Annotated in this window: 25 protein-coding genes; 13 read left to right on the top strand and 12 right to left on the bottom strand. The window is 67.8% G+C overall.

All coding sequences use genetic code 11. The annotated features are described in order from the left end of the window. Nucleotides 1-24: 24 nt before the first annotated feature. Genes SYV04_RS09040 through SYV04_RS09030 form a run of 3 tightly spaced genes read left to right on the top strand, consistent with a single transcriptional unit; the run spans nt 25 to nt 2,336 of the window. Entirely contained in the window at nt 25-489 is a 465-nt protein-coding gene (locus SYV04_RS09040) for a hypothetical protein (RefSeq protein WP_321545260.1), read from the top strand. A gap of 14 nt (nt 490-503) precedes the next feature. Next, nucleotides 504-2,009, top strand: a complete 1,506-nt coding sequence (locus tag SYV04_RS09035; protein ID WP_321545259.1) for a long-chain-fatty-acid--CoA ligase — start codon at nt 504-506, stop codon at nt 2,007-2,009. A gap of 9 nt (nt 2,010-2,018) precedes the next feature. Then, nucleotides 2,019-2,336 (top strand): hypothetical protein, encoded by a 318-nt coding sequence (locus SYV04_RS09030; RefSeq protein WP_321545258.1) that lies wholly within the window; start codon nt 2,019-2,021, stop codon nt 2,334-2,336. A gap of 81 nt (nt 2,337-2,417) precedes the next feature. On the opposite strand, the gene SYV04_RS09025 is transcribed toward SYV04_RS09030, so the two are convergent. Continuing rightward, the gene (locus SYV04_RS09025) at nt 2,418-3,083 is read right to left on the bottom strand and encodes a RodZ family helix-turn-helix domain-containing protein (protein ID WP_321545257.1); all 666 of its coding nucleotides are present in this window, start codon (nt 3,081-3,083) and stop codon (nt 2,418-2,420) included. A gap of 277 nt (nt 3,084-3,360) precedes the next feature. Between SYV04_RS09025 and SYV04_RS09020 the strand changes: the two genes are divergently transcribed. After that, entirely contained in the window at nt 3,361-5,457 is a 2,097-nt protein-coding gene (locus SYV04_RS09020; RefSeq protein WP_321545256.1) for an ATP-binding protein, read from the top strand. Here the strand turns inward: SYV04_RS09020 and SYV04_RS09015 are convergent. Both SYV04_RS09015 and SYV04_RS09010 read right to left on the bottom strand, forming a co-directional pair. Continuing rightward, complete coding sequence (locus tag SYV04_RS09015; protein WP_321545255.1) at nt 5,444-7,099, bottom strand: GMC family oxidoreductase; 1,656 nt, start codon at nt 7,097-7,099, stop codon at nt 5,444-5,446. The two genes, SYV04_RS09020 and SYV04_RS09015, sit on opposite strands and share 14 nt — an antisense overlap. Continuing rightward, nucleotides 7,096-7,743, bottom strand: coding sequence for a gluconate 2-dehydrogenase subunit 3 family protein (locus tag SYV04_RS09010; RefSeq protein WP_321545254.1), 648 nt, complete (start codon nt 7,741-7,743; stop codon nt 7,096-7,098). Before SYV04_RS09010 ends, SYV04_RS09015 begins: the two co-directional genes overlap by 4 nt. Nucleotides 7,744-7,847: 104 nt before the next feature. Here SYV04_RS09010 and SYV04_RS09005 point away from each other — a divergent pair, with 104 nt between their 5' ends. Both SYV04_RS09005 and SYV04_RS09000 read left to right on the top strand, forming a co-directional pair. Then, a complete protein-coding gene (locus SYV04_RS09005; RefSeq protein WP_321545253.1) occupies nt 7,848-9,167 on the top strand; it encodes a hypothetical protein in 1,320 nt (439 codons plus the stop codon). Further along, on the top strand, nt 9,164-9,673 hold the full coding sequence (locus SYV04_RS09000; protein WP_321545252.1) for a hypothetical protein: 510 nt from the start codon (nt 9,164-9,166) through the stop codon (nt 9,671-9,673). The genes SYV04_RS09005 and SYV04_RS09000 overlap by 4 nt, the downstream gene beginning before the upstream one ends. 53 nt (nt 9,674-9,726) lie before the next feature. Here the strand turns inward: SYV04_RS09000 and SYV04_RS08995 are convergent, their stop codons facing one another. From SYV04_RS08995 to SYV04_RS08975, 5 genes are all read right to left on the bottom strand, one after another. Then, a complete protein-coding gene (locus SYV04_RS08995) occupies nt 9,727-10,134 on the bottom strand; it encodes a B-box zinc finger protein (RefSeq protein ID WP_321545251.1) in 408 nt (135 codons plus the stop codon). Further along, nucleotides 10,131-10,676 carry a hypothetical protein gene (locus tag SYV04_RS08990; RefSeq protein ID WP_321545250.1) on the bottom strand — a complete coding sequence of 182 codons (546 nt, stop codon included), beginning with the start codon at nt 10,674-10,676 and terminating at the stop codon, nt 10,131-10,133. The genes SYV04_RS08995 and SYV04_RS08990 overlap by 4 nt, the downstream gene beginning before the upstream one ends. An 11-nt stretch (nt 10,677-10,687) precedes the next feature. After that, nucleotides 10,688-13,399, bottom strand: coding sequence for a hypothetical protein (locus SYV04_RS08985; protein WP_321545249.1), 2,712 nt, complete (start codon nt 13,397-13,399; stop codon nt 10,688-10,690). Next, nucleotides 13,396-13,836 (bottom strand): hypothetical protein, encoded by a 441-nt coding sequence (locus SYV04_RS08980; RefSeq protein WP_321545248.1) that lies wholly within the window; start codon nt 13,834-13,836, stop codon nt 13,396-13,398. The genes SYV04_RS08985 and SYV04_RS08980 overlap by 4 nt, the downstream gene beginning before the upstream one ends. A gap of 74 nt (nt 13,837-13,910) precedes the next feature. Beyond that, a complete protein-coding gene (locus tag SYV04_RS08975; RefSeq protein ID WP_321545247.1) occupies nt 13,911-14,162 on the bottom strand; it encodes a hypothetical protein in 252 nt (83 codons plus the stop codon). A gap of 199 nt (nt 14,163-14,361) precedes the next feature. Between SYV04_RS08975 and SYV04_RS43700 the strand changes: the two genes are divergently transcribed. After that, a complete protein-coding gene (locus tag SYV04_RS43700; protein WP_422723923.1) occupies nt 14,362-14,664 on the top strand; it encodes a LysR substrate-binding domain-containing protein in 303 nt (100 codons plus the stop codon). Here the strand turns inward: SYV04_RS43700 and SYV04_RS08970 are convergent. Next, a complete protein-coding gene (locus tag SYV04_RS08970) occupies nt 14,557-15,603 on the bottom strand; it encodes an NAD(P)-dependent alcohol dehydrogenase (protein ID WP_321545246.1) in 1,047 nt (348 codons plus the stop codon). The two genes, SYV04_RS43700 and SYV04_RS08970, sit on opposite strands and share 108 nt — an antisense overlap. Nucleotides 15,604-15,712: 109 nt before the next feature. On the opposite strand from SYV04_RS08970, the gene SYV04_RS08965 reads away from it, so the two are divergent. Next, nucleotides 15,713-16,633 (top strand): LysR family transcriptional regulator, encoded by a 921-nt coding sequence (locus tag SYV04_RS08965; RefSeq protein WP_321545245.1) that lies wholly within the window; start codon nt 15,713-15,715, stop codon nt 16,631-16,633. 2 nt (nt 16,634-16,635) lie between these two features. Here SYV04_RS08965 and SYV04_RS08960 read toward each other — a convergent pair whose 3' ends face one another. Beyond that, nucleotides 16,636-17,421 (bottom strand): AraC family transcriptional regulator, encoded by a 786-nt coding sequence (locus tag SYV04_RS08960; protein ID WP_321545244.1) that lies wholly within the window; start codon nt 17,419-17,421, stop codon nt 16,636-16,638. Nucleotides 17,422-17,491: 70 nt separating this feature from the next. Here SYV04_RS08960 and SYV04_RS08955 point away from each other — a divergent pair, with 70 nt between their 5' ends. Then, nucleotides 17,492-18,439, top strand: coding sequence for a DMT family transporter (locus SYV04_RS08955; RefSeq protein ID WP_321545243.1), 948 nt, complete (start codon nt 17,492-17,494; stop codon nt 18,437-18,439). 10 nt (nt 18,440-18,449) lie between these two features. On the opposite strand, the gene SYV04_RS08950 is transcribed toward SYV04_RS08955, so the two are convergent. Then, nucleotides 18,450-18,884 (bottom strand): DoxX family protein, encoded by a 435-nt coding sequence (locus SYV04_RS08950; RefSeq protein WP_321545242.1) that lies wholly within the window; start codon nt 18,882-18,884, stop codon nt 18,450-18,452. A gap of 99 nt (nt 18,885-18,983) precedes the next feature. Here SYV04_RS08950 and SYV04_RS08945 point away from each other — a divergent pair, with 99 nt between their 5' ends. Then, nucleotides 18,984-19,388 (top strand): winged helix-turn-helix transcriptional regulator, encoded by a 405-nt coding sequence (locus SYV04_RS08945; protein ID WP_321545241.1) that lies wholly within the window; start codon nt 18,984-18,986, stop codon nt 19,386-19,388. 149 nt (nt 19,389-19,537) lie between these two features. Continuing rightward, nucleotides 19,538-19,852 carry a hypothetical protein gene (locus SYV04_RS08940; RefSeq protein WP_321545240.1) on the top strand — a complete coding sequence of 105 codons (315 nt, stop codon included), beginning with the start codon at nt 19,538-19,540 and terminating at the stop codon, nt 19,850-19,852. A gap of 51 nt (nt 19,853-19,903) precedes the next feature. Here the strand turns inward: SYV04_RS08940 and SYV04_RS08935 are convergent, their stop codons facing one another. Further along, on the bottom strand, nt 19,904-20,527 hold the full coding sequence (locus tag SYV04_RS08935) for an O-methyltransferase (protein ID WP_321545239.1): 624 nt from the start codon (nt 20,525-20,527) through the stop codon (nt 19,904-19,906). Nucleotides 20,528-20,650: 123 nt separating this feature from the next. Between SYV04_RS08935 and SYV04_RS08930 the strand changes: the two genes are divergently transcribed. Both SYV04_RS08930 and SYV04_RS08925 read left to right on the top strand, forming a co-directional pair. After that, nucleotides 20,651-22,108, top strand: a complete 1,458-nt coding sequence (locus SYV04_RS08930) for a hypothetical protein (protein ID WP_321545238.1) — start codon at nt 20,651-20,653, stop codon at nt 22,106-22,108. A gap of 180 nt (nt 22,109-22,288) precedes the next feature. After that, nucleotides 22,289-23,150 (top strand): Ig-like domain-containing protein (locus SYV04_RS08925; RefSeq protein WP_321545237.1); only part of this gene is annotated, 862 nt, incomplete at its 3' end.

Raw genomic sequence — 23,150 nt, 5'->3', positions numbered from 1 at the left:
TTCGCCAGAGGTACCCAAGCTGTCGTGCTCTCGCTGTTGGCGTTGATGGTGGCGACGGGGTGCGGGGGGAGCCGCTCGGACTTCATCGGCAGCCGCGCGAAGGATGTGTGTGATGCGGAGTGGCCGGTGTGCAGCAAGGTGGCAGGCTGCATCCTGGGCACGGAGAGCTATGTCGAGGGGCGCCTGCCCGGGAAGGGGCAGTTCATCGTCCAGCTGCCGGAGGCCTCCTCGGTGCGGGTGCGCTTCTTCCTGGAGGACGTGGTGGCCTCGGGGGAGGAGACGGTGGTGACGTTCCACGAGGAGGGGTGCCGGGCGCGCATCCGCGAGTCGGTGAGCGGGCGCACGGCGTTGGACCTGGCGGAGAAGGTGGGCGAGTTCAGCCGCGAGGTGGAGCTGACCGGCGTGGGGGACCACCTGGTGGAGTTCGAGTCGGACATGCAGGCGCGCTACGTGCTGAAGGTGGAAGTGGAGCCGCTGCGCAACCGTTGAAGGGTGGGGAGCGCATGAACATCGCCCAGGGCTTGGAGGCGGCGGCGAGGCGCAGGCCGGAGCACCCGGCGCTGCGGATGGATGCGCTCGTGCTCACCTACCGTGAGCTGCTGGAGGCGGTGAACCGCCTGGCGGTGGGCCTGGGAGGCGAGGGCCTGCGTGCGGGTGAGCGGGTGTGCCTGTTCCTGCCCAACGGCCCCGAGTTCGTCATCGCCTACTTCGCGGTGCTGAAGCTGGGGGCGGTGGCCGTCTCGGTCAGCGTCATGTCCAAGGCCGAGGAGCTGCGGCACATCGTGAACGACTCCCAGGCCGCGGTGCTCCTCACGCGTCGGGAGCTGCTGCCCCAGGTGCCCGGGCGGGAACAGCTCCCCACGGTTCGGCTGCTGCTGGCGGAGGAGGCGGGGGACGGAGTGCGCTCCTACGCCGAGCTGCTCCAGCGCCCGGCGGCCGCCTGTCCGGTGGCGCCGGTGGAGCGGGACACGCCGGCGGCCATCCTCTATACGTCCGGGACGACGGGCCGGCCCAAGGGGGCGGTGCTCTCGCACGGCAACGTGGTGTCGAACGTGGCCTCCACGCGGCAAATCGTCGGGATGCGGGATGACGACCGCATGCTGTGCTTCCTGCCGCTGTTCCACTGCTTCGGGCAGAACTTCATCATGAACGCCACGCTGGCGTCGGGGGCGACGCTGCTGTTGCGCCGGCGCTTCGTGCCGGAGGACGTGCTGGAGGTGGCCGAGCGCCACGGGGCCACCGTCTTCTATGGCGTGCCCACGGTGTACATGGCGCTGCTGCACCAGCCGCACGCGGCCCAGGCGCTGCGCGCGGTGCGCTACTTCTTCTCGGCGGCGGCCATCCTCCCGGTGGAGGTGGAGCGGGCGTGGCACACGCACACCGGGCTGCACATCCACGAGGGGTACGGGCTGACGGAGACGTCTCCCTCGGCCTGCTACAACCACACGCACCAGTGGCGCAGCGGCTCGGTGGGCACGCCCATCGAGGGCGTGGAGATGCGCGTCATCGACGAGCAGGGCCAGGGGGTGCCGGACGGGGAGCTGGGGGAGCTCTGCATCAAGGGCCCCAACGTGATGCTGGGCTACTTCAACCAGCCGGAGGAGACGGCGCGGGCGCTGGTGGACGGCTGGCTGCGCAGCGGGGACATCGGCTACCGGGACGCGCAGGGCTACTACTTCCTGGTGGACCGGCTGAAGGACATGATCAACGTGGCCGGCTTCAAGGTCTGGCCGCGCGAGGTGGAGGAGGTGCTCTTCCGCCACCCGAAGGTGAAGGAGAGCGCGGTGGTGGGGATGCCGGACGACTACCGGGGCGAGGCGGTAAAGGCCTTCATCGTCCTCAAGCCGGGGGAGGAGGCCACGGCCGAGGAGCTGCGGGAGCACTGCCGCGAGCACCTGTCCAACTACAAGGTGCCGCGCCACGTGGAGCAGGTGGAGGCGCTGCCCAAGAACGCCACGGGCAAGGTGCTCAAGAAGGAGCTGCGGGCCCGTGAGTCCGGAACGCGGTAGGCTCACCCCATGGCACAGGATCTCAACACGCTGCTGAAGGCGCTCCAGGAGCTGACGAGCGCCGCGAAGGAGCCGGGCCGGCTCACCCCGCAGCAGCTCGAGGCCGAGGTGAAGAAGATCACCGGGGCGCTTCAGGAGACCCTGGCGAGCTTGAGCACCCAGCTCGGCCCGGGCGCCTCCGCCCAGTCCGCGCTGCTCGTGGATGCCTTCAAGGCGCAGCTCGTCACGATGCTGCAGCAGAGCGGCGTGACGATCGAGAAGACCGACGAGATGAAGAAGCTCGGCGAGGAGCTGGAGAAGCTCAAGCGCGGCTTCATCCGCAGCTGAGCGTTTCGTCCGCTCCAGAAGCACGACGGCCCGCCATCCAGGAGGAGGGCGGGCCGCATTGCTTCAAGCGACTGGAGAGGCTCAGGCCTCGACGGTGCCAGGAGTCTGCTGCGGCTGCTCGGCGCCGGGCGAGCCGCCCTGCTGGCCGCCCATGCTGCCCTTGAGCTGCTGGAGCAGCTGGAGGACCTGCTGCAGCACCTTGAAGATCTGCTCCAGCGGGTTCTGCTCCTCGGCGGGAGCGGCCTGCTGGGACTCCTCGGCGCCCTGCGCGGGGGCCGTCTGCTGGCTCTCATCCGCCGCGCCCGAGGGGGACGCGCCCTGGGGCTGGGCGGTCGCATTCGAGGGGGACGCGCCCTGGCTGCCGCTGGCTCCGCTCGTCGGCGTCGTGCCCTGCTCGCTGCCCGAGCCCGCCTCCTGGCCCGGCTGCTGCTGCTGCTTGCCGAGGATCGACTGGAGCATGGTCACCAGCTGCTGTACCAACTCGATCAGCTTGTTGAGGCCCTCTTCCGGCTTCTCGCTCTGACCGGCCTGCTGCGCCTTCTCGGACTTGTCCGCCTTGCCCTTGCCCAGCACGCCGTCGAAGGCGCTCTCACCCAGCAGCGAGCGCAGAACCGGGTTCTGGCTCACGTTCTCCAGCTGGCCCCGCACGTTGTTTCCCCCGCTCACGGGAGACCGGGCCTCGGAGGCAGAGGGGGTGGAGCGGGAGGTAATCGAGAAACCGCTGGACGGCCTGGTGGCGCCGATCATGGACGTTCTCCGAGCAGAGGGGTGAAAGTGGTTGGATGAAGTTAAAAGTGCAACCACAACCTAGTTCTCGTACAAGGGGGGATAATGGTTGCTTAGGACCTACATTTTCCTCCAAAGATTTTAAAAGCCCAGTCGAATCAGGGATTTGCGTCAGGGAAAAAGGCCAAAAAGGCAGGCGGGCCCCTCCTCGCTGTCGGGGCGATGAGGCGCATCGTGGCCACCCTGAGCCAGGGGAAGCGTGATCCGGAGGGGGAGCCGGCCGGGTCAGGGGTCGCGTATGCCTGTCACGAGTCGCTGGGTGCCGCTGCTCGTCTTCACCTCCGTGTGTCTGGTGGTCCTGGGGGGCATGGCGGCGCTCACCCTGAGGCGATCGGGGCAGGCGTTGGAGCTCCTCATCGCGGATGACGCCAGGGACTTGTACGTCGTCCAGAAGCTCCAGAACGACAGCGAGCACGCCTCCCGGAAGGCCCGCGCTTTTCTCTTCACGGGCGAGGAGCGCTTCCTGCGGGAGATGCGGGAGACGCGCGTGGCCATCGAGCAGGACCTGGAAGAGGCGCACGCCGTCATCGACTCCCCCCAAGGCAGGCGGTTGCTCGCGCTCATCGTACAGGCCCAGTACGCGTCCTGGCGGGAGCTGGAGATCGCCATCGAGGAGCGTCGCCAGGGCGATATCGAGGAGGCCATCCGACGCGTGCTCGAGGATGTGCAGCCGCACCGGGATGCGCTCGATCGAGCCTTCGCGGAGCTGGTGGAGTACAAGCACGTGCGGCTGGAGCGCCACCATGCCATCGAGGCGGGGGAGAACCGCTTCAGCTTCCTGCTGGTGCTCGGCTTGCTGGGGCTCACCTTGCTCGTTACCGGCTCCCTGGGGAGCTACCTGCGCCGGGCGACGGCGCACGAGGCCCGCGAGCTCGCCTTGCGCCGCAAGGCCGAGGAGGCGCTGCGCCAGGCGCACGCGCGCATCCTCGGCATCCTGGAGGAGAGCGGCGTGGCCTTCTACGCTCTCGACACGCAGTGGCGCCTGACTTACGTCAACCAAGTCGCCGAGCCGCTGCTCCACAAGCAGCGCGAGGAGCTGGTGGGCAGGAACCTGTGGGAGGTGTTCCCCGAAGCCGTGGGGACCGTCGTCTGGCACCACTTCCACCGCGTGCTCGAGACACGTGTCCCGGCGCACTTCGAGATCTGGTACGAGCCCCTGAAGCTCTGGGCGGAGGTGCGGGCCCAGCCTGGCGCCGAGGGGCTGTCGGTGTACTTCCTGGACATCACCGCCCGGAAGCAGGCGGAGATGGAGGTGCGCGACGCCGCGGAGAAATACCAGGCGCTGACGAGCGCGAGCTTCGATGGCCTGATCATCCACGACAACGGCCTCATCCTGGAGGCGAACGAGTCGCACTGCCGGATGTTCGGCTATTCGCACGAGGAGGTGGTGGGCAGCTCGGTCTCGCGCTTCATCGCGCCGGAGGACGTGGAGCACGTCCTGCGCGTCACCCAGTCGGGTGTGCCGGTGCCGTACGAGGCGAGCGGTCTACGAAAGGACGGCACCCGCCTCCACGTGGAGGTCATCACCCGCTATCTCGACTACCGAGGCAAGCGGGTGCGCGCCGCGGCCATGCGCGACATCACCGAGCGCAAGCGCATGCTCGACTACGAGCAGCGGCTCCTGGGAATCGTCGGCCATGACCTGCGCAGCCCCTTGGCGGCCATCCTCGCCAGCGTGGACCTGATGCTGCGGCGCGGGACGCTCGAGGAGAGCCAGACCCGGCCCCTGCTGCGCATCCGCCGCTCGGCCGAGCGGATGCGGGGGTTGCTGGGCACGCTGCTCGACTACACCCGGGAGCGGGCCGGAGCGGGAGTCCCCATCGCCCCCGTGCCGGTGTGCATCCACGACGTGGGCACTCGGGTGCTCGAGGACCTGCGGGCGGCATACCCGGAGCGGCTGCTCGAGTGTGAGGCCCAGGGAGATACCTGCGGCCGGTGGGATCCGGTGCGGCTGGAGCAGGTGACGACGAACCTGCTGGACAACGCCCTCAAGTACGGCGAGCCGGGCAGGCCCGTGCGGGTCTCCTACCGGGATGCGGGGGCGCACGTGGTGTTCACCGTCCACAACGAGGGTCCGCCCATCTCACCGGAGCTGCTGCAGCACCTGTTCGAGCCGTTCCGCCGCGGCGAGCAGTCGGAGACGACGGTGCGCCAGAGCGCGGGGCTGGGCCTCTTCATCGTCAAGTGCATCGTGAAGGCGCACGGGGGGGACATCCACGTCACGTCCACCCCGGAGGGGGGCACCACCTTCACCGTCCTCCTGCCGCGCCAGCCACCCGCCTGGGGGAGCCCCGCCGACGCGGGCAATCCGGAAGAGGCCCTCAGCCCTTCTTGAGCTTGCGCACGAGGTTGTGGGCCACGCGGAAGCTGTTGGCGGCGATGGTCAGCGTCGTGGTGACGCCGCCGGCGCTCGGCATGAAGCTGCCGTCCACCACGTAGAGGTTGGGCACCTCGTGCGCGCGGCAGTCCTTGTCCAGCACGGAGGTGGCCGGGTCCTTGCCGAAGCGGCACGTGCCGTGCTGGAGGATGGTCGTCTCCCCGGCGACGCCGACGCGCTCCAGGTCGTCCGGGTCCAGCCGCATCAGCACCTCCTCGCCTCGCTCGACGAGGAAGCGCGTGGCGGCGAAGTCCATCGGGTGCCGGTCCAGGGTGATGCCCGCCACGGGGATGCCGTACTTGTCCTTCACGCTCGGCTCCACCGTCACATAGGTGCCCGGCGTGGGAAGGAACTCGCCATACACCTCGAACTGGAGGATGCGCGAGTCGCGGTAGGCCCGCATCCGGTCCTTGAGCTCCTTGCCGAAGACGCCCTCCTTGCCGGAGCCCGCCATGCCCACCGCGGCGAAGATGGGGTTGGGGTGCGTCCACATGAACCCCATGGTCCCGCCCTTGCGGAAGCCGAAGCGCTCATCCGGCATCAGGTAGAAGTCCTGGATGCTGCGGTTGATGAACGGATCCGGCGCGGTGAGCCACGGCCGCGAGGCCTTCTGCTTGGAGACACGGAAGGTGGCGCGCGACTCGCCGAACGAGCTGAAGATGAGGTTGCGCCCCACCAGCCCGCTGCCGTTGGCCAGCCCCTTGGGGAAGCGCGAGGAGGTGGAGTTGAGCAGCAGCCGGGCGCTCTCCACCGCCGTGCAGGACACCACGATGAGCTTGGCGGGCTGCTCCTGCTCCACGCCGTCGGGGTCCAGGTAGACGACGCTCTTGGCCTTGCCGTCCTTGTCCACCTCGATGGTGCGCGCCATGCACTTGGGGCGCAGCTCCACGTTGCCGGTGGCCAGCGCCTGGGGAATGAGGCTGGCGTTGGTGCCACTCTTGGCGCCCACCTCGCAGCCGTAGCTGCCGCACAGCGCGCAGTACGAGCACGCCGCGCGTCCTTTATAGGGCTTGCTGAGGATGCCGCGCGCGGTGACCAGGGGGTGCCACTTCATCTCCTGGCACACCCGGTCGATCTCCTTGGCGATGGGGTGTACGTCCAGCGGGGGCAGCGGGTAGGGGCCGCTGCGAGGCTCGGCGAAGGGGTGGGGCCGGGCCTCGCCGGACACGCCCAGCTCCGTCTCCGCCTTGTCGTAGAAGGGCGCGAACTCCTCGTACGAGATGGGCCAGTCGGCGAGGTTGGCGCCCTTGATATCTCCCAGCGTGGAGCGCAGACGGAAGTCCACCGGCTTGAGCCGGTAGAAGTAGCCGCTCATGTGAACGGTGCCGCCGCCCACGCAGTTGGCCGTCCACGCGCTGTTGGTGCGCTCGTAGCGGCCGGTGGCCCCCTGGCGCACCAGGTGCGGCTCATCCCACGGCAGCGGCATGAAGAAGTTGCGGCGGCTGTTGAGGATCTCGTCGTGGACGAAGTCCTGGGGCCGGTAGTGCGCGCCCTTCTCCAGCACGACGACCTTGAAGCCCGCGCGGCCCAGCTCCAGCGCCATGGGGGCTCCGCCCGCGCCGCTGCCGATGATGCAGACGTCCACCGCCTCTTTCGTCATCGGTGGTCACCACACTCGCGCAGGCACTTGGGCCCGTCGTAGCCCTCGGGGGGCGCCATGGCCACCGTGCCCACGGCGTCGAAGCCCACCAGGCGCCAGCCCACCCGCTCCGTGTTGCCGCCGTAGGAGGGGTCTCCCAGGAAGCCCTCCAGCGTGAGCACCACCAGCAGCTCGTAGAAGTGCGCCTCGCCGGTGCCGGGCCCGCTGTCCTTGAAGAGGGTGAGCAGCTCGTCCTGCTGCTCGGGCGTGGCCTCGGTGAACCCCTTCTTGAACATGCTCCGCGCGCGGCGCTCCAGGGCGGACAGGCCCTGGAGGAAATCGCCCTTCATCCGCTTCATCTCCGGCGTCTGCAGCATGCGGTCGATGTAGGCGGGGACGTTCGCGTCCTTCGCACCGGGATCCTCGTCGCGAGGCAGCACGCGCTCGGCGGCGGCGGCCACGGTGGCGAACTCCAGCCCACTGAAGGTGCCGTGGGGAGAGGCACCCGTGGGCACGGGCTTCGACGGTGGCGCGGCGGGCTCCTCCTGAGAGGAGCGCTTGCAGGCGGTGGGGCCGAGCAGCACCACGCCTCCGCCGAAGAAGGTGAGCCGCTGGATGAAGGAGCGCCGGGAGAGGGGACCGGACGCGGAGCGCTTGCGAGCCATACGGCCACGGAGCTTAGGCCGCGCGAGGGGCTTTGCCAAAGCCGCGCGAGGGCTTGCTGGCGTAGGATGGGAGCCCTGACGAAGCCGACACCGAAGGAGACGTTATGAGACGGCAGGGAAAGGCACTGTGCCTGATGCTGGCGCTGGCGGCGTGCAAGGGGGACGACGGCACCGAGACCCCGGACGCGGGCCCCAATCCGACGGACCCGAACGCGAACTCCCGCTTCACGCGCCTGACGCTGGATGGCGCGGAGACCGATCTGCAGCCGCTGGCGATGGCGGTGGGGCCGGGGGACCGCATCGGCGTGGCCTACTACTTCCGCGTCGCGGGCACGGCGAACTACGAGATCCGCTACGTCCAGGTGGAGGGCGGCCAGGTCTCCACGCCCGAGAAGGTGGACACGGTGGAGAACGTGTCCGCGCTGTCGGTCGCGTTCGACTCGAGCGGCAAGGCGGCGGTGGCCTACCTCGGCGGTGGCAGCGATGAGTCCGTGGAGTGGGCCCAGAGCGATCTGGAGGTGGCCTACCGCAACGGCGCCAACAACTGGTCCTCGAGCGTCCCGGTGACCGGAAGCGGCCAGGCCCCGGCCGACAACGCCGTGAGCAACACGGGCTTCCTGGTGGGCATCAACCCCGCCATCGTCTTCAACGGCACCACGGCCTACGTGGCCTACCGCGACGGACACAGCGGCCAGTTCGAGAAGCAGGACTGGGACGGCAGTGACCTGGAGCTGGCCTCGGGAGGGCCGACGAACTGGAACCTCCGCGTGCTGGCGGCGGGCGGCAACAACAAGGCGGCCTACGGCGGCCACATCAACATGGTGCTGGGCAAGGACGGGCAGCCGGCGCTGGTACATGACCAGGTGTCTGGCAGCCCGGATGGGACGGGCTCCAACGTCCTCTTCCAGCGGCGCAACACGGACGGCTCGTGGACGGCGCCGTTCCAGGTGCAGACGGTGTTCAACGCGCAGCGTGGCGCTTCGCTGGCGTGGGACGCGACGCTCGGCTACGGCATCGCCGTGGTGGAGCGCTCCTCGAGCAACCGGCTCACCTTCGTGGAGTGCAAGGGGAACACCGCGACCCAGTGTACTCGGGCTGCCGACTGGACGACGCCGGACCCGGTCTACGAGTCGGGCACCGGCGGCTGGTACCCCTCGCTGGCCATCGATCCGAAGACGCACGATCCGTCCATCGCCTTCTACCTCTGCTCGAACTCGCCGGGAGCCAACGAGGGCACGTGCAACGCGAACGACGACGAGCTGCGCGTCACCACCCGCATCGAGGGCAACTGGCGCGAGGAGCTGGTGGACGCCGATGGTGGTTGGGTGCCGAAGATGGCCTACCTCTCCACGGGTGAGCGCGTCATCGCCTACCGCGCGCCGAGGAGCGGCACGCTCAAGCTGGCGGTGGAGCGGGTGCAATGAGGCAGTGGGGCAGGGCGCTCAAGGGGCTGAGCCTCGGCGGCCTGCTGGTATGCTGGGGCTGCGGCGGTACCAACACCCTGTCGGGCAGCGTGGAGGAGCTGTTCCCGCTGGACGTGTCGCGCGTGGAGGTGCTGCGCAACGCCGAGGCGCTCCAGGTCAGCTACTACCGCAACACCGGGTTGGACGTGGACCTGGTGGTGCGCCTCTCGGTGGCCACCGAGGGGCTGGAGCTGAGGCCCGGGAGCAAGGTGAACCTGGCGGGCAACACCGAGTCGGGGGTGGCCCGGACGACGGTGGTCCACCTGGCGGCGGGAGAGCCCGCGCGCCTCTTCGCGCCGGTGGACAAGGGGAACCTGGAGCTCGACGAGGGCGGAGACATCGGCCAGCCCACGCGCGGTGACTTCTCCATGTCCTTCCAGCGCGGGGAAGGCTACGGCGCGGGTCGCAGCCTGGAGGGCCGCTTCTCCTCCACGGCGCAGGATGCGGGCTTCGGCCTCGAGCCCTGAGCACGCATGGGAAGGAGGCTGCGCGGGGACGACTCGCCCAGCCTCCACGCCTGCTAGTTCAGCACGGCGATCAGAACGGTCGCTACCAGCCCCACCGCCGTGAGAATCAGCCCGGTGATGGGTTGCCAGCGAACCTTGTCGGCGGGAGGTTCCTTGCTCTTCACCAGGGCGACGATGTTGAGGACGAGCGAGGCGATCTGGATGGCCACGCACATGGGGATGAGCGAGATGACGCCCAGCACCAGCCCGGCTGTCTGTAGCCCCGTGCCACTCCGTGCCTGATTCACCGTGACGTTGCGGCCGCGCAGCTCCCAGCACGCGGGGCACATGGGGCGTGCCTCGGGGCGGGTGCGGCGCTCGCACTCGGCGCACATGAACGAGCCGCAGCGGCCACACGTCCAGGTCGCGGGCGCTTCCGGATGGCCGGGGCAGGTCGCCCCCTCCGGTGGGAAGTGATTCATGCGCTCTTCTTCAGGGCTCCGGCCGCGGAGGGCAGCGACTGCCGGCCGGCCACCAGGTGCTCCTTGAACATGCGGATGGCGTCCTGGCTCGGCAGCTTGAGGGTGATCTGCCCGTCGGCGATGCGCTCCACCACGGGGCCCTTGTTGCGCACGAACTTGAAGTTCACGGTGATGGGCACGGCCAGGCACAGCAGCCATGCGGCTCCCCCGAGCACCTCGTTCTCGGAGAGAAACAGGAAGATGCCGCCGATGAAGAGCCCGATGGCCGCCACGATGGAGAGGGCGAAGAACACCTGTCCCTGCTTCCAGGCCTTGAAGGCCTCCTCGGTGAAGGGGAGCTTGCCCTTCACGCGCTTGGTGAGCGCGGTGGCGATGATGGCCGCGATGAGCAGGTTGATGAGGATGAAGACCGCCACCCACCGGGGGTACCAGGCGAACTTCACGTCCTTGAACTCGACGTTCTCGGTCTGACCGGTCACCACGCACACGGGTGGGAGGTCGAACTCATTCAGCTCGTCGGCGGGGAGGATGATCTTGTTCATGCGGCGCCTTTCTACCGCAGCGCGGAAGGCGCGCGCCAGGGACGGCCGGCGCGGATCGCGAGCGCTCCTCCGACCAGGGCGAACGCTGCGCCCACCACCGCCATGGCCACGGGCAGTCCGAGGGGAATGTCCAGGTGCGTCGTGATGCCGAGGATGCGCGAGAGCCCGCCGGGCAGCACCAGCAGCTCGTCGTTCAAGGCCGTCAGGGTGCGTTCCAGGCCCGCCAGCCCCGCCGCGCCACCGGCCAGCAGGAACTGGAGCCCCAGCACGAGCAGCAGCCCGCCGAAGGCCCGGGAGCCCCTCAGTCCGGAGGCGAGCGCCCGGGTCACGAGCCCGTAGCAGGTCCAGACGACGAGCAGCGTGGTGGCACAGGCGAACACCAGGCGGAAGAGCTCATGCGTCCAGAAGAGGAAGGGGAGCAGGAGCGCGCCCCGCACCGCCACCACGGCGAGCACCAGGAGGCTCCAGGCATAGAGCGGCGCCAAGGCACCCACGAGGCTCCCGAGCCGCGCGGGCCTGGGTCCCGAGGTGAGCAGCACCCACGTCCAGGTGACGTAGCTCGCGAGCAAGAGCGCGGTGGCGAGCAGGAACAGCGGTGCGGCCATCGAGGAGGTGATGGCCGCGCATCCGAGGATGACGAGCAGGATGAAGCCCACCAGGAAGGGAGAGGCTGTGCCGCCGGAGGCTTCCGGCTTCCAGGGCAAGAGCCCTCCCTGCCAGAGGGTCCCCAGGCCCTGGAGGGGCGCCGGTAGCCGCGAGGCGCGGAGCCCCAGGAGCAGCGCCGCCAGCCCCACGAGGAGGACCAGCCGCGCGGCCCACGCCGTCAGGGCGCTGCGCTTGGCAAGCACGAGCCCGGCCTCGGCCTCTCTGAAGTTGTAGGCCGGGAAGTCCAGATTGCCCCGGTACCGGGCCACGTGCGCGGTCTCCTTGACCTCGAAGCGGGCGAGGGCCTCCTGCCAGCCGGCACGCTCCGTGTCTCCGCCCTGCTCCAGCCAGCGGTAGTACTGGAGCAGGTAGCTGCGGTACCACGCCAGCGTCCCGTACAAGTCCTCCATGTAGTCCAGGGACGCCATCGTCCCGGCCTCCCACTCGCGCCCTCGCGTGGCGTGAGCGAAGGCCTTGGCGGCGAGCTCCCGGAGGCGGCCAGCGGCCTCGGCGGCAGCGAAGCCCTCACGCACGGTGGCGTCCACGTGCTCGCGCGAGACGGCGTAGATGTTGCTCATGACGGAGCTGGAGCCTCCGACGATGTCCCACTTGAAGATCCACAGCATGGGGGGAGGCTCCAACCCCAGCGCCCGCACCTCCCAGCGTGCGAAGGCGTTGATGTACAGCCCCCGCATGACGGCGGGGTGGGAGGCCAGCAGCAGCTCCTCCCACGCATCCAGGGTGGCGGGCGCATCGCCGAATTGCTCGCGAGCCCACTCCCTGGCGATGTCTCGGCTCTCCCGTGTGGGGTCCTGGCTGAGCCGGGCGAGCGCATGGACATTGGCGTCCACGAAGAGCCAGTGCCCGTGGAAGGGGTAGAGCATGAGCGGGCCCGAGCGCAGGGGTCCGCCGTCCTGTGTCCATACCCAGACGCCCTGGATGTTCGGGTTGTGCTCCCGGAAGGTGAGCAGGGCGGTGCGGTAGAGCGGCCCCATGTAATTGGGATAAGCGTTGAAGCTCTCGAACTCGCGCCGCGCCTGGAACTCGATGATGCGCTGATGGCGCCCGCTGAGCAGTGTGGAGTTGAGCGGCAGCCAGCTGTCGAAGTCCCCCTGACAGTACTTGGTGGAGAGGATGAGCCGGGGCGAGTCCACCTCCCCGAGCACCCGCTCATAGGTGGGGGGCCGAGTGTGCATGTCACCGACCTCGCCCACGCCCACCGACCAGGTCCGGAAGAAGAGGTACCGGTCATGCGCCTCGGCGACGCTCAACAGCGTGCGCAGCATGAGGCGCACGGCCTCATCCGTGCGCACCTGCAGCTCACTGCGATAGTCCCAGCCTTGCTGGTTGTAGACGGAGCCGGCCTCGCCGATGCGGATCATCAGCCCGTCCACCTCGGGGAACGTCTTGAACAGCTCCTCGAGCGCGGCCCCATACACCTTCCAGAGCCGAGGATCCTCGGCATCCACGCGGCCCAGGCGGGCCTGGAGGTAGCGCTCGAGCGGCGTCGTCAGGGCGACCATGTCCGTCTTCAGGACGATGCGCAGGCCGCGGCTCTCGGCATAGGTGAAGAGCCGGCGGAAGTGTCGCTGCAACTCCAGGTGTCGCTGCCGATGCGCGCTGCCCTCGGGGTAGACGCTCAGACCGTCGTCCAGCCGGTCGAAGTTCACGAACTCCAGGAAGCCGTTCATGATGATGCCGTTGAAGCCCAGCGAGGCCATGCGATCGGCGAAGGCCTGGAACTCCTTCTCCACCTGGGCGAAGGCGGCCGCGTCCACATAGGGCGGTTCGGCCATCAGCACCCGCTCATAGCGGCGTTCGTGGTGGGTGTAATCCCCGCGTCCCCAGCGGCTTGGATCCGCGGCGATGCCCACGGAGCCCACGTCTGTCAGTCGCCACTCGAGAGGCGCCAGGCGCTGGGCGGGCGCGGGGCGCTCCAGAGGCGGCAGCGCCTTGGGCTGGAAGCGGATGCCCAGAAACGCGTTGAGCTCTCCGCCGAGCCAGAGTCCGAGGAAGATGGCGACGAGCGCCACAGCGAGAGCGAACAGGGGCTTCTTCCTATTGCGTATCCAGGTCACAAGCCGGTGCCCTTTGTCTTTTCCAAACCCATGAGCAGCGCGCTGGCGAGGGTCAGTCCGCCGAAGAGCACCGACACCGGCGCGAAGCCCGCCTCGAGCGTCAGCAGACCCAGCGCCAGCCAGAGCACGCTCACCACGATGAGCCAGCCCAGGCCCAGCTGCCGGAGGGAGCGTTTGCCCAGCACCATCAGCGTGGCAGGCAGGAAGGTGGCGCCGCAGATCCCGAGCACGCCCCACAGCGGGGAGACAGGCTCGTCGCGCTCACTCTGAAAACCCCCCAAGGAGGGGAGCTCCTGGGGGCTGGCGAGGTAGAGCAGCAAGCCCAACTGCGCCAGGCCAATGAGCACGATGAGCGCCAGCCCCGCCTTCCCCTTGCCAGTGGAAAGGACGCTGGGAGGTGCGGACGAAGGCGCGGCGTCAGGACGAGAGCGGTCCAAGATGGGGCCGGACTCTAGCGCCCCATGCGAGGAGTTGTCCGCTCCAGCGTGTCTGTCGAAGCAGACCGTCGCGCTTATTGAGTCTCGCCGGAACCTGGGGCCGCCGGACTGGTACACCAGGTCGCCTCGCAGTCCATACGGCCGAACTCGCAGTTCTGCTTGGCCTCGGGAGTGGCGGCGCGCGACATGCACCGCACGTAGAGCCAATGGCAGTCACTACACAGCGCCATCGCCTCGACATCCGACTTGGAATCCTGCTCCCCTTCAATGCCACCACACCCCACCAGCAATCCGACAGCCAGCACTGCTCCCATAAGGCTTCGCACGTGTGTCCTCCTGGTCGTGAAGCCTTGTCAACGTAGCCTGATGAGGCCTCCGCGCCCATAGCAATGTGCCTGCGCGTCCACGCGAGCCCTCGGTCCGATGGAGTTTGAGTTTGAAACCCTACCCATCCCCGGGGGGCCGGTGGTTCGACCAACTTCAGATCGAGCTCATTGAGCTTCGAGAGGACCCGGTCGAACCCTGGTGGCGGCCGGACTGGGGGTTGCCCTGGTTCCCGAGTCCATCGTGTCGCTCACCCTCGGGGGGAACGTCGTCTACCGTCCCCTCGCCGGGGTGACCGAATCGATGGAACTGCGTGTGGTGTACCGCCGGCTCGGGAAGGAGCCGGCCCTGCGGACATTCCTGGAAGTGGTTCGAGGCTTGTCGAGAGAGTCGCCGCTACCGCAGGCTCTTGAGGTCGATGACGAAGCGGTACTTCACATCGCCCTTCAGCATCCGCTCGTAGGCGTCATTGACCTGCTGGATGGGGATCAGCTCGATGTCTGAGACGATCCCATGCTGCCCGCAGAAGTCGAGCATCTCCTGCGTCTCCTGGATGCCGCCAATCATCGAGCCGGAGAAGCTCCGGCGCTGGGGAATGACGGAGAACGCGCGCAGCTCAAGAGGCTTCTCGGGGGCACCCACCAGCACCATGTGTCCATCCCGGCGCAGGAGCGACAGGTAGTCGTTCACGTCATGCTGGGCCGAGACGGTATCGAGGATGAGGTCGAGCTTGCCCTTGTGCGCGGCCATCTCCTGCTTGTTCGAGGACGACACCACCTCGTGGGCTCCGAGCCGCAGCGCATCTTCCTTCTTCTTGTCGGTGCGGCTGAACACGATGACATGCGCACCCATGGCACGCGCGAGCTTCACGCCCATGTGGCCGAGCCCGCCCAGGCCCACCACGCCGACCTTCTGACCCGGACCGACCTTCCAGTGCTTGAGCGGTGAGTACGTGGTGATGCCAGCGCACAGCAGCGGGGCGGCGCTCGCCGGGTCCAGGTTCGCGGGGACCTTGAGGACGAAGTCCTCATCCACCACGAGGGTGTCGGAGTAGCCGCCCTGGGTGAGCGTCTTCCCGTCCTTCTCCCGGCCGTTGTAGGTGGGGATGTTGCCAGCCTCGCAGTACTGCTCGAGGCCTTCCTTGCAGCTGGAGCACGTGCGGCACGAGTCGACCATGCAGCCGACCCCGACGAGGTCGCCTGCCTTGAACTTCTTCACCCCGCTGCCGGTGCGGACCACGCGACCGACGATCTCGTGCCCCGGCACCATGGGGAACAGCGCGCCGCCCCACTCATCGCGAGCCTGGTGGAGGTCCGAGTGGCAGATGCCGCAGTAGAGGACCTCCATCTGCACGTCGCGCTCGCCGGGCTCCCGGCGCTCGAACTGGAAAGGGGCGAGGGGGGACTTCGAATCCTTGGCGGCATAACCGCGAGCCGAAATCATGAAGGTGTCTCCTGGGGTGGTGTTTCTACGCAGTGGAGGCAATGATGCGGTCCACCCCAGCCGCGCGAAACAAATGGAATCAGCACGCGGTATGTAGGAAATCTTCAGAATGGCCTTCACTCCGCTCAACGCCCTGAACGCTTTCCTGGCCGTGGGCCGCAGGCGCAGCTTCGCGGCGGCGGCAGCCGACCTCGGCGTCTCCTCCTCCGCGTTGAGCCAGTCCGTCCGCCAGCTGGAGGCGCGGCTCGGCGTGCCCCTGCTGACCCGCACCACCCGAAGTGTGGCGCTCACCGACGCGGGCCGCCGCCTGCTGGAGTCCGCTGGGCCGTCCGTCGACCAGGCGCTCGAGGCGCTGAAGACGGCCGCGGCCCAGCCGGGCGAGGTGACGGGCCGGGTCCGGCTCTCCGTTCCCACGGTCGCCATCCACCCCGTCGTCACGCCGATCCTGACGCGCTTCCTCAGCCGCTACCCGAAGGCGGAAGTGGACCTCCGAGTCGAGGACCGGATGGTGGACATCGTGGCGGAGGAGCTGGACGCGGGCATCCGCATGTCGGAGACCATCGAGCGCGACATGGTGCAGGTACGGCTGTCGGGGGCGTTCCGCTTCGTCGTGGCGGCGGCGCCCTCGTACCTCAAGCGCCGGGGGACACCCGAGCGGCCGAAGGACCTGCTCACGCACGACTGCTTATGTATCCGGTCGGCGACGACGGGAGCGCTCTACCAGTGGGAGCTGGAGCGCGGGCAGAAGAGCTGGCGCCTCCCGGTGCATGGCCCGCTCGTCACCAACGACGCGGTGGTGATGCGGGCCATGGCCGAGGCGGGCATGGGGCTCATGTACGCGTTCGAGCCCGATGTGGCGCAGCAATTGAAGCGAGGGACCCTGCGTCTGGTGCTGGAGCCCTATGCGGCGCTGGTGGACGGATTCTTCCTGTACTTCCCCAGCCGCGCGCAGGTGTCGCCCGCCTTCCGTGCCTTCGTGGACGTGGCGCGCGAGGTGATGCCGGGGCGCGGCGCCGCGTCCTCTGACTGACTTCAGGAAGCCGCGAAGCCCTGGCTGCGCACCTTGTCCGGCGTGGTGCCCGTCATTCTGCGGAACATCGCGATGAAGGCGGAGGCACTGCTGTAGCCCAGGTCGAGCCCGATGGCCTCCACCGAGCGGCCCGTCTCGAGCATGGCCAGCGCCTTGACGACGCGGAGCCGCTGGCGCCAGTCCGTGAAGGACAGGCCCAGGTGCTGCTGGCAGCGGCGCTCGAGCGTGCGCTCCGTGGTGTGTACCTGTCGCGCCCACTGCGCCACGGAGCGCTCATCCGCCGGGTTCTTCTCCAGGGCCGTCAGCACGGGGCGCAGCAGCGGATCATCGGACATGGGCAGGTAGCTGCCCTGGGGAGGGGCGAGGACCAACTGGTCGATGAGCACCTGAAGGAGCCGTCGGTCGGCGCTCGTGCGGGGCTGGTCCACGCGGTGCATGCGCAGGTGCTCGAGGAGCGCCTTGACCAGCGGGCTCACCGCCAGTGCGCACGTCGTCTTCGGCAGGGCGCGGCAGCGCTCCGGGGCGAGGTAGAGCGAGCAGTGGCTCGCCTCATAACGATTCATGCCACGGTGCTCGACGCCAGGAGGCAGCCAGATTCCGTACTGCGGCGGTGCGAGGTAGTGGCTGTCGGCGAGTTTGAGCTCCATCACCCCGCTGAAGGCGTAGACGAACTCGCCCCAGGGATGACGGTGCCGGGGGTACGAGGCCTCCTCCGTCAGGCTGGCCGTGCGGAAGTACACGGGGTAGGGGAGCTTGGTGGTGAAAGGAACTTGCAGTTGCTTCGCCATGACGGGTTCTCGGCACGGATTGTCGGACTCTCGCTATATCAACGAGTCCCGTCATGCGCATATGGGTGGCATGAACACTTCCCGGAAACCGGTTGACGGGTTCGCGCTCGCGACGATGCTGTTGCTGTGCGCCATCTGGGGCACGCAGCAGGTGGCCATCAAGCTGGCCGCGCCCGACATGCCGCCCCTGGTGCAGGTGGCGCTGCGCTCAGGCATCAGCGCGCTGCTCGTGGGGCTGCTCTGCTGGTTCCGTGGCGAGCGACTGTCCTTCCGCGACGGCACCTGGCGTCCCGGCCTGCTGGCGGGCGTGCTCTTCGCCGCCGAGTTCCTCTTCGTTGGCGAGGGCCTGCGCCACACCCACGCCTCGCACATCGCCGTCTTCCTCTACACCTCGCCCGTCTTCACGGCGCTGGGGCTGCACTGGCTCGTGCCCTCCGAGCGGCTGCGGCGCTTGCAGTGGGTGGGCATCGGGGTGGCGTTCGCGGGCATCGTGCTGGCGTTTGGTGGCGGCTGGCTCCAGGGAGGAGTGAGCCCGGGGATGCTGTGGGGCGATACCCTGGGCCTGCTGGCGGCGCTGGCATGGGGCGCCACCACGGTGGTGGTGCGCTTCTCGTCGCTCTCCGAGGCGCGGCCCACCCAGACGTTGCTCTACCAGTTGCTGGGCGCCTTCGCGTTGCTGCTGCCGGTGGGGCTCCTCACGGGGCAGATGGGCCAGGTGTCGCTGACGGGCGTGGCATGGGCGAGCTTGCTCTTCCAGGGCGTCGTGGTGTCCTTCGCGAGCTATCTCGCCTGGTTCTGGCTCCTGCGGCGCTACCTCGCCTCCAGCCTGTCGGTGTTCTCGTTCATGACGCCCCTGTTCGGTGTCACCGCGGGGATCCTGGTGCTGCGCGAGCGGGCGGACGTCTTCTTCGCCGTGGGCGCCGGGCTGGTCCTGATGGGGATCCTCATCGTCAGCGCGCGGGGCCTTCTGCGCCCGCGTCCGCGCTTGAAGACGGGAGAGATGAGCCCGGCGCGATGAGAGATGTGTCTCAGCCGCGCGGCGTGATGGGCGCCTTCTTGAAGCGGCCCCAAGCGACGAAGACAGCCAGGGCGCCGATGATGACGTTGGCCGGCACCGACGAAAACTCCCCGCGAATGAGGTGGTAGCCAGCGGCGAGCACCATCACCACGGTGAGCGCGGCCGCCGCGAGCGGGGTGAGGCCTGGCCGGATGCGGGTGAGCGAGGGAAGAATCAACCCCAGAGTCCCAGCGATCTCGGACACGCCAATGAAGCGCACCAGCTCCACCGGGGGCACGATCGCTCCGGTCGCCTTCGCCAGCTCCGCGGCGGGGGTGATGAGCTTCGTGAGGCCTGCCATCGCGAACACGAGCGCGAGGAGAACCTGGGAGACCCAGAGGCCGATGTGGAGCCCACGGCTGGGACGCTGGGCGGAGGTGAAGGTGGGAGCGGCGGCGTTGGACATGGGCGAACTCCGGAGCACTTGGTTACTGGCGGGATGCCAGTTACTCTTTGTGCCTAAGCTAATAAAGAGAACCACATAACCGCGCAAGGAGGCACACGCATGTCACCAAGGCACATCCGTCACACGGAGTCGGGCTGCCTCGCCGCGCGCGAGGTGCTCAAGCTCGTCGGGGACAAGTGGAGCGTACTCGTCGTGAGCCTGCTGGGCGAGGGGCCTCTGCGCTTCACCGAGCTCAAGCGCTCCATCGAGGGCATCTCACAGCGCATGCTGACCCTCACCCTGCGCGGCCTCGAACGCGATGGGCTCGTCACGCGCACGGTGTTCCCCACCATCCCCCCCCGGGTGGACTACGCCCTCACGCCGCTCGGACAGACGCTCCAGGAGCCAGTCCGAGCCCTGTCGGCGTGGGCCGAGACGCATCGCGAGGAGATCCAGGCCGCTCGGGATCGCTTCGATGGGAAGGACGCGAAGAAGCGGACGGCGCGAGGTGCCGCGCGACAATGACGAGGTCCAGATCGCCGTTAGCAGGAAAAGGCGAAAAGATGCCAAAAGCCGGGGTTCACCTGGGGTAAAATGGGCGTTGCGAGGGGGCGCGGTGTCCCTTCCGCATGGAAAGGACCCTACACATGACTCGGAATGTCTTTGCAGGACTCATGACGACGATGTTGCTCGCGCTGGGGTTTGCGCCCGCCGCTGAGGCCTCGCCCTCGTGTCGCACCTACTGCTCGTATGGCGTTTGTGGTCCTTGCACCCTCGGTACCTTCGAGTACGACTGCTACCTCTACAATGGTTGCGGTGGGAAGTACCCCATTCCCGTCGCTCCCCCGCAGGAGGAGGTGCAGGCCTCCACCGAGCGCGTGAGCCACTCCGAAGCCCTGCTCATCTGCGCTCCCCAGGGTGAGCAGACTTCCTCGCAGCAGGCCTCGTTCCAGCCCTCGACCGAGAGCGGCGCTGCCGAAGGTTGCTGAGCCCGCGGCACCCCTGGGGAGACTCATCCCCAGGGGCGCCTCGTTCCCGCTTCACGGGTTCGGCTCGAACCGACTGATCTCCAAACCAGACCCCACCGGGAGCATGACGCTTGTCATTCCGGGCTTGGCGCGCACGGCCCTGCCATAGCGTTTCACCTCTTCGCCGCCTGGCCGGAGCATGTTGTCGGCGACGATGATCGCTCCCGGATTGAGCTTGGGGTAGAACGCCTCGAGGCACGGCTCGTAGAGGTTCTTCCAGAGGTCCACGAGCACGAAGTCGAGCTTGAACGGCAAGTCGGCGATCACCTGCAACGCGTCGCCCACTTTGAAGTCGATGCTGTCGGCCAGGCCCGCCTTCGTCGCCATGTCGCGCGCATAGGCCGTTTTGTAGTCCTGCAGCTCCACGGTGGTCAGCCGGCCGCCCGTCGCCTGCGCGGCTTCCGCCAGCCAGATCCCGGAGTAACCGTAGGAAGTGCCGAGCTCCAGGATGTTGGGGGCCTTCAGGCTCCGCACGAGGATGTTGATCAGCTTGCCTGTGTCCGGCCCGACGGCGAGCAGGACCTGGTCGCGCCAATCACCCGAGCCGCCTGTCGGCGGTGCCTCACTCATGCGTTGCTCTTCCGCGCGCATGCGCGCGTGATAAGCGTCGAGCACCGCCGTCACTTTCTCATTCATCGGTTGTCCCTCGGGTGGGAGTTGGAGCGCTCATCAGGGCGCGAGTCCAGGCGATACGCCAGGGTTCAATTTCTCGAATATCAGCTATTGCTCGTATGTCGGGTTGACGCCTCCGAGAGCTCTGTGCTTCCCTCCGGCGCCATGCTCGCGAACCCAGTGAACCCATCCGCAACGCTGCGAGGGGTCGGCATTTTCGGCGCGCTCGCGCTCCTCCTTGTGTGCCTGTGCTTGCCCTCTACCGCCCATGCGCAGACATGGTCCCTGAGCAAGGAGCAGCGGCAGGCCTACCTTCACTACTACGCCCCGATCGTGCTCAAGCGAGCCAACGGTAACGACAACCGCCATGGCTACGATTGGATCACGAACTTCAACTTCGATCAGGACGGCGACTTCTCGAACAACAAGCTGCACTGGAAGGACATCGAGCAGTACATCAATGCGTCGCGCACGGGCCCGAGCGCCTATGACCGCTGGCGCATCCGTCCCACCCTCTACACGTCGCTCATCGAGTTCATGGATGGAGGGAAGAACCTCGTTCTCATCTATCACATCTATCACGCGCTCGATAAGAACGCGGCGGGCGACTACCAGTTGCACGACTGGGAGCGCGTGGAGTTGCTGGTCAAGAACGTCGTTGGCTCTCCGGGCAGCGGTGAGTACGTCGCTCATGCCATCGTGACCCAGCACAAGCGAAACGTGATCCGGCACTACGGTAGTGCCCAGCTCAACTTCATGCCGACCTCTACCGGCAATCACCTGCTGATCTGGCAGGCCGAGTGGTCGGACAAGCTCCTGGCGGCCCACGGGCAGGAGCTGCGCTTCGTGACCAATCCCTATTCATGGATTGCGAGCCAGATGGCCCTGAGCGCCAAGGCCGAGGTCGGCATCAATGACGACGGCGGCAAGAAGAACGTTCACTACGCGTTCGTGCCGCAGGGTTCGGCCAGCGCCGTTTCGGCGTTGGGGGCGCAGGCCATCAGCTACGCGACGGCGGACCAGCTCGCCAGCCGCTCCGACAACGGCAACAGCGTCACCTGGCCCTCGGTCAAGCGGGTGACGTACGAGCTTCAAGACATCGCGGACATTCTGCCGACGCATTGGCAATTCGGGGGCTACGCGACGCACTGGCTGAGCACGGCGCCTATCGACTTCTGGCTCGAGAGCCCGATCGTCAATGAGGCGGGACTGGCCGAGGTCAGCACCGGCATGCAGCGCTTCTTCGCCAGCACCCGGGACATCGAGAACGAGGACGAGCGCGAAGGCTATCCCGCCAAGAAGTGGTTCTTCGGCACCTATGAGCTCAATGCCAGCGCGTCGGATACGGGCGGTGGTGGTTCCGGCGCGTTCCATGACAACGCGTGGGCCAGCACGATGGCGGATTCCCGTGGACGGACGCGGGCCAGCGCGAGTGGTTACACCACCGCTCCCAATGCCTTCTGGTGGCAACATGACTACTTCGTCCACTCCGGTACGGTCGACTCGACCGACGGTGTGGAGGCGGGGTTCTGGTTGCCGGGCCAGTGGTACCTGTCATCGAACGGTGGCTTCGACGGGCGCTGGGTGCAGCTGTTCGACGACTGATCGACGCCCGCGTCATGAGGGGGAGGGGGCGGTTCGTGGATCGGATGGGCCTGGGCTGAGCCCGCGCTGTGTAAGCACAAAGTCCAATTGCCATGACCTGGCATTCTGGGTAGGGGTGGCCGCGCGCTGACGTGACCTGGCACCTCCTCTGGTTGCTGGCCGGCTGGGCCTTTCCCCAGCATGAACTCAGCGCCACATCGCATGAAAAACCTGCCGATCTCACTTCTCGCCCTCTGCTTGACGCTTGCCGTCACTGGCTGCCACTGCTCTTCGTCGCCAGCAGACGATTTCTCGATCAAGGTCGTCCTAGCGGAGACCCGCATCTCCGCAGGGACGAAGACCACCGCGAAGGCCCAGCGGATCTATGACGATGGCCGCGTCGTCGACCTCGACGCCTCCACTTCACAGCAATGGACTTCGTCTGCTCCTCAAGTGGCCTCCGTCCAACCGCAACCGGATGGCACTGTCGAAGTGACGGCTCTCAAGCCTGGTAGCGCCACCATCACAGTCAATGCGGACGGAGTCTCGGGCGAGGCAACCCTCGAGGTCACCGAAGCTCGCCTCCTCTCGCTGCAGGTGTCACCCACCAGCGCCTCCGTGCTTGCAGGCCTCACTCAGCAGTTCACTGCCCAGGGCACCTACGGCGACGGCACCACGAGCGACGTGACGAACAGCGCGACGTGGACCTCGAGCAACACCGACCTTGCCACCGTGAGCAGCACGGGCCTGGCCACCGGTGTGGCTGCGGGTGGGCCCGTCACCCTCACCGCTACCCTGGGTGGCGTGAGCGGCACGGCTCAATTCACCATCACCGCTCCCCCGCCCGTGCTCACCTCCATCACGCTCACCCCCGCGACGGCTTCGGTTCGCCAGGGCTCGACACAGCAGTTCACCGCGCAAGGCAGCTACAGCGATGGCACCACGAGCGACGTGACGAACAGCGCGACGTGGACCTCGAGCAACACCGACCTTGCCACCGTGAGCAGCACGGGCCTGGCCACCGGTGTGGCTGCGGGTGGGCCCGTCACCCTCACCGCTACCC

Origin of the sequence: Hyalangium ruber (assembly GCF_034259325.1) — a bacterium.
Classification (GTDB): Bacteria; Myxococcota; Myxococcia; order Myxococcales; family Myxococcaceae; genus Hyalangium_A; species Hyalangium_A rubrum.
The sequence above is the reverse complement of the archived record's forward strand: the minus strand, read 5'-3'. Positions and strand labels throughout refer to the sequence as shown.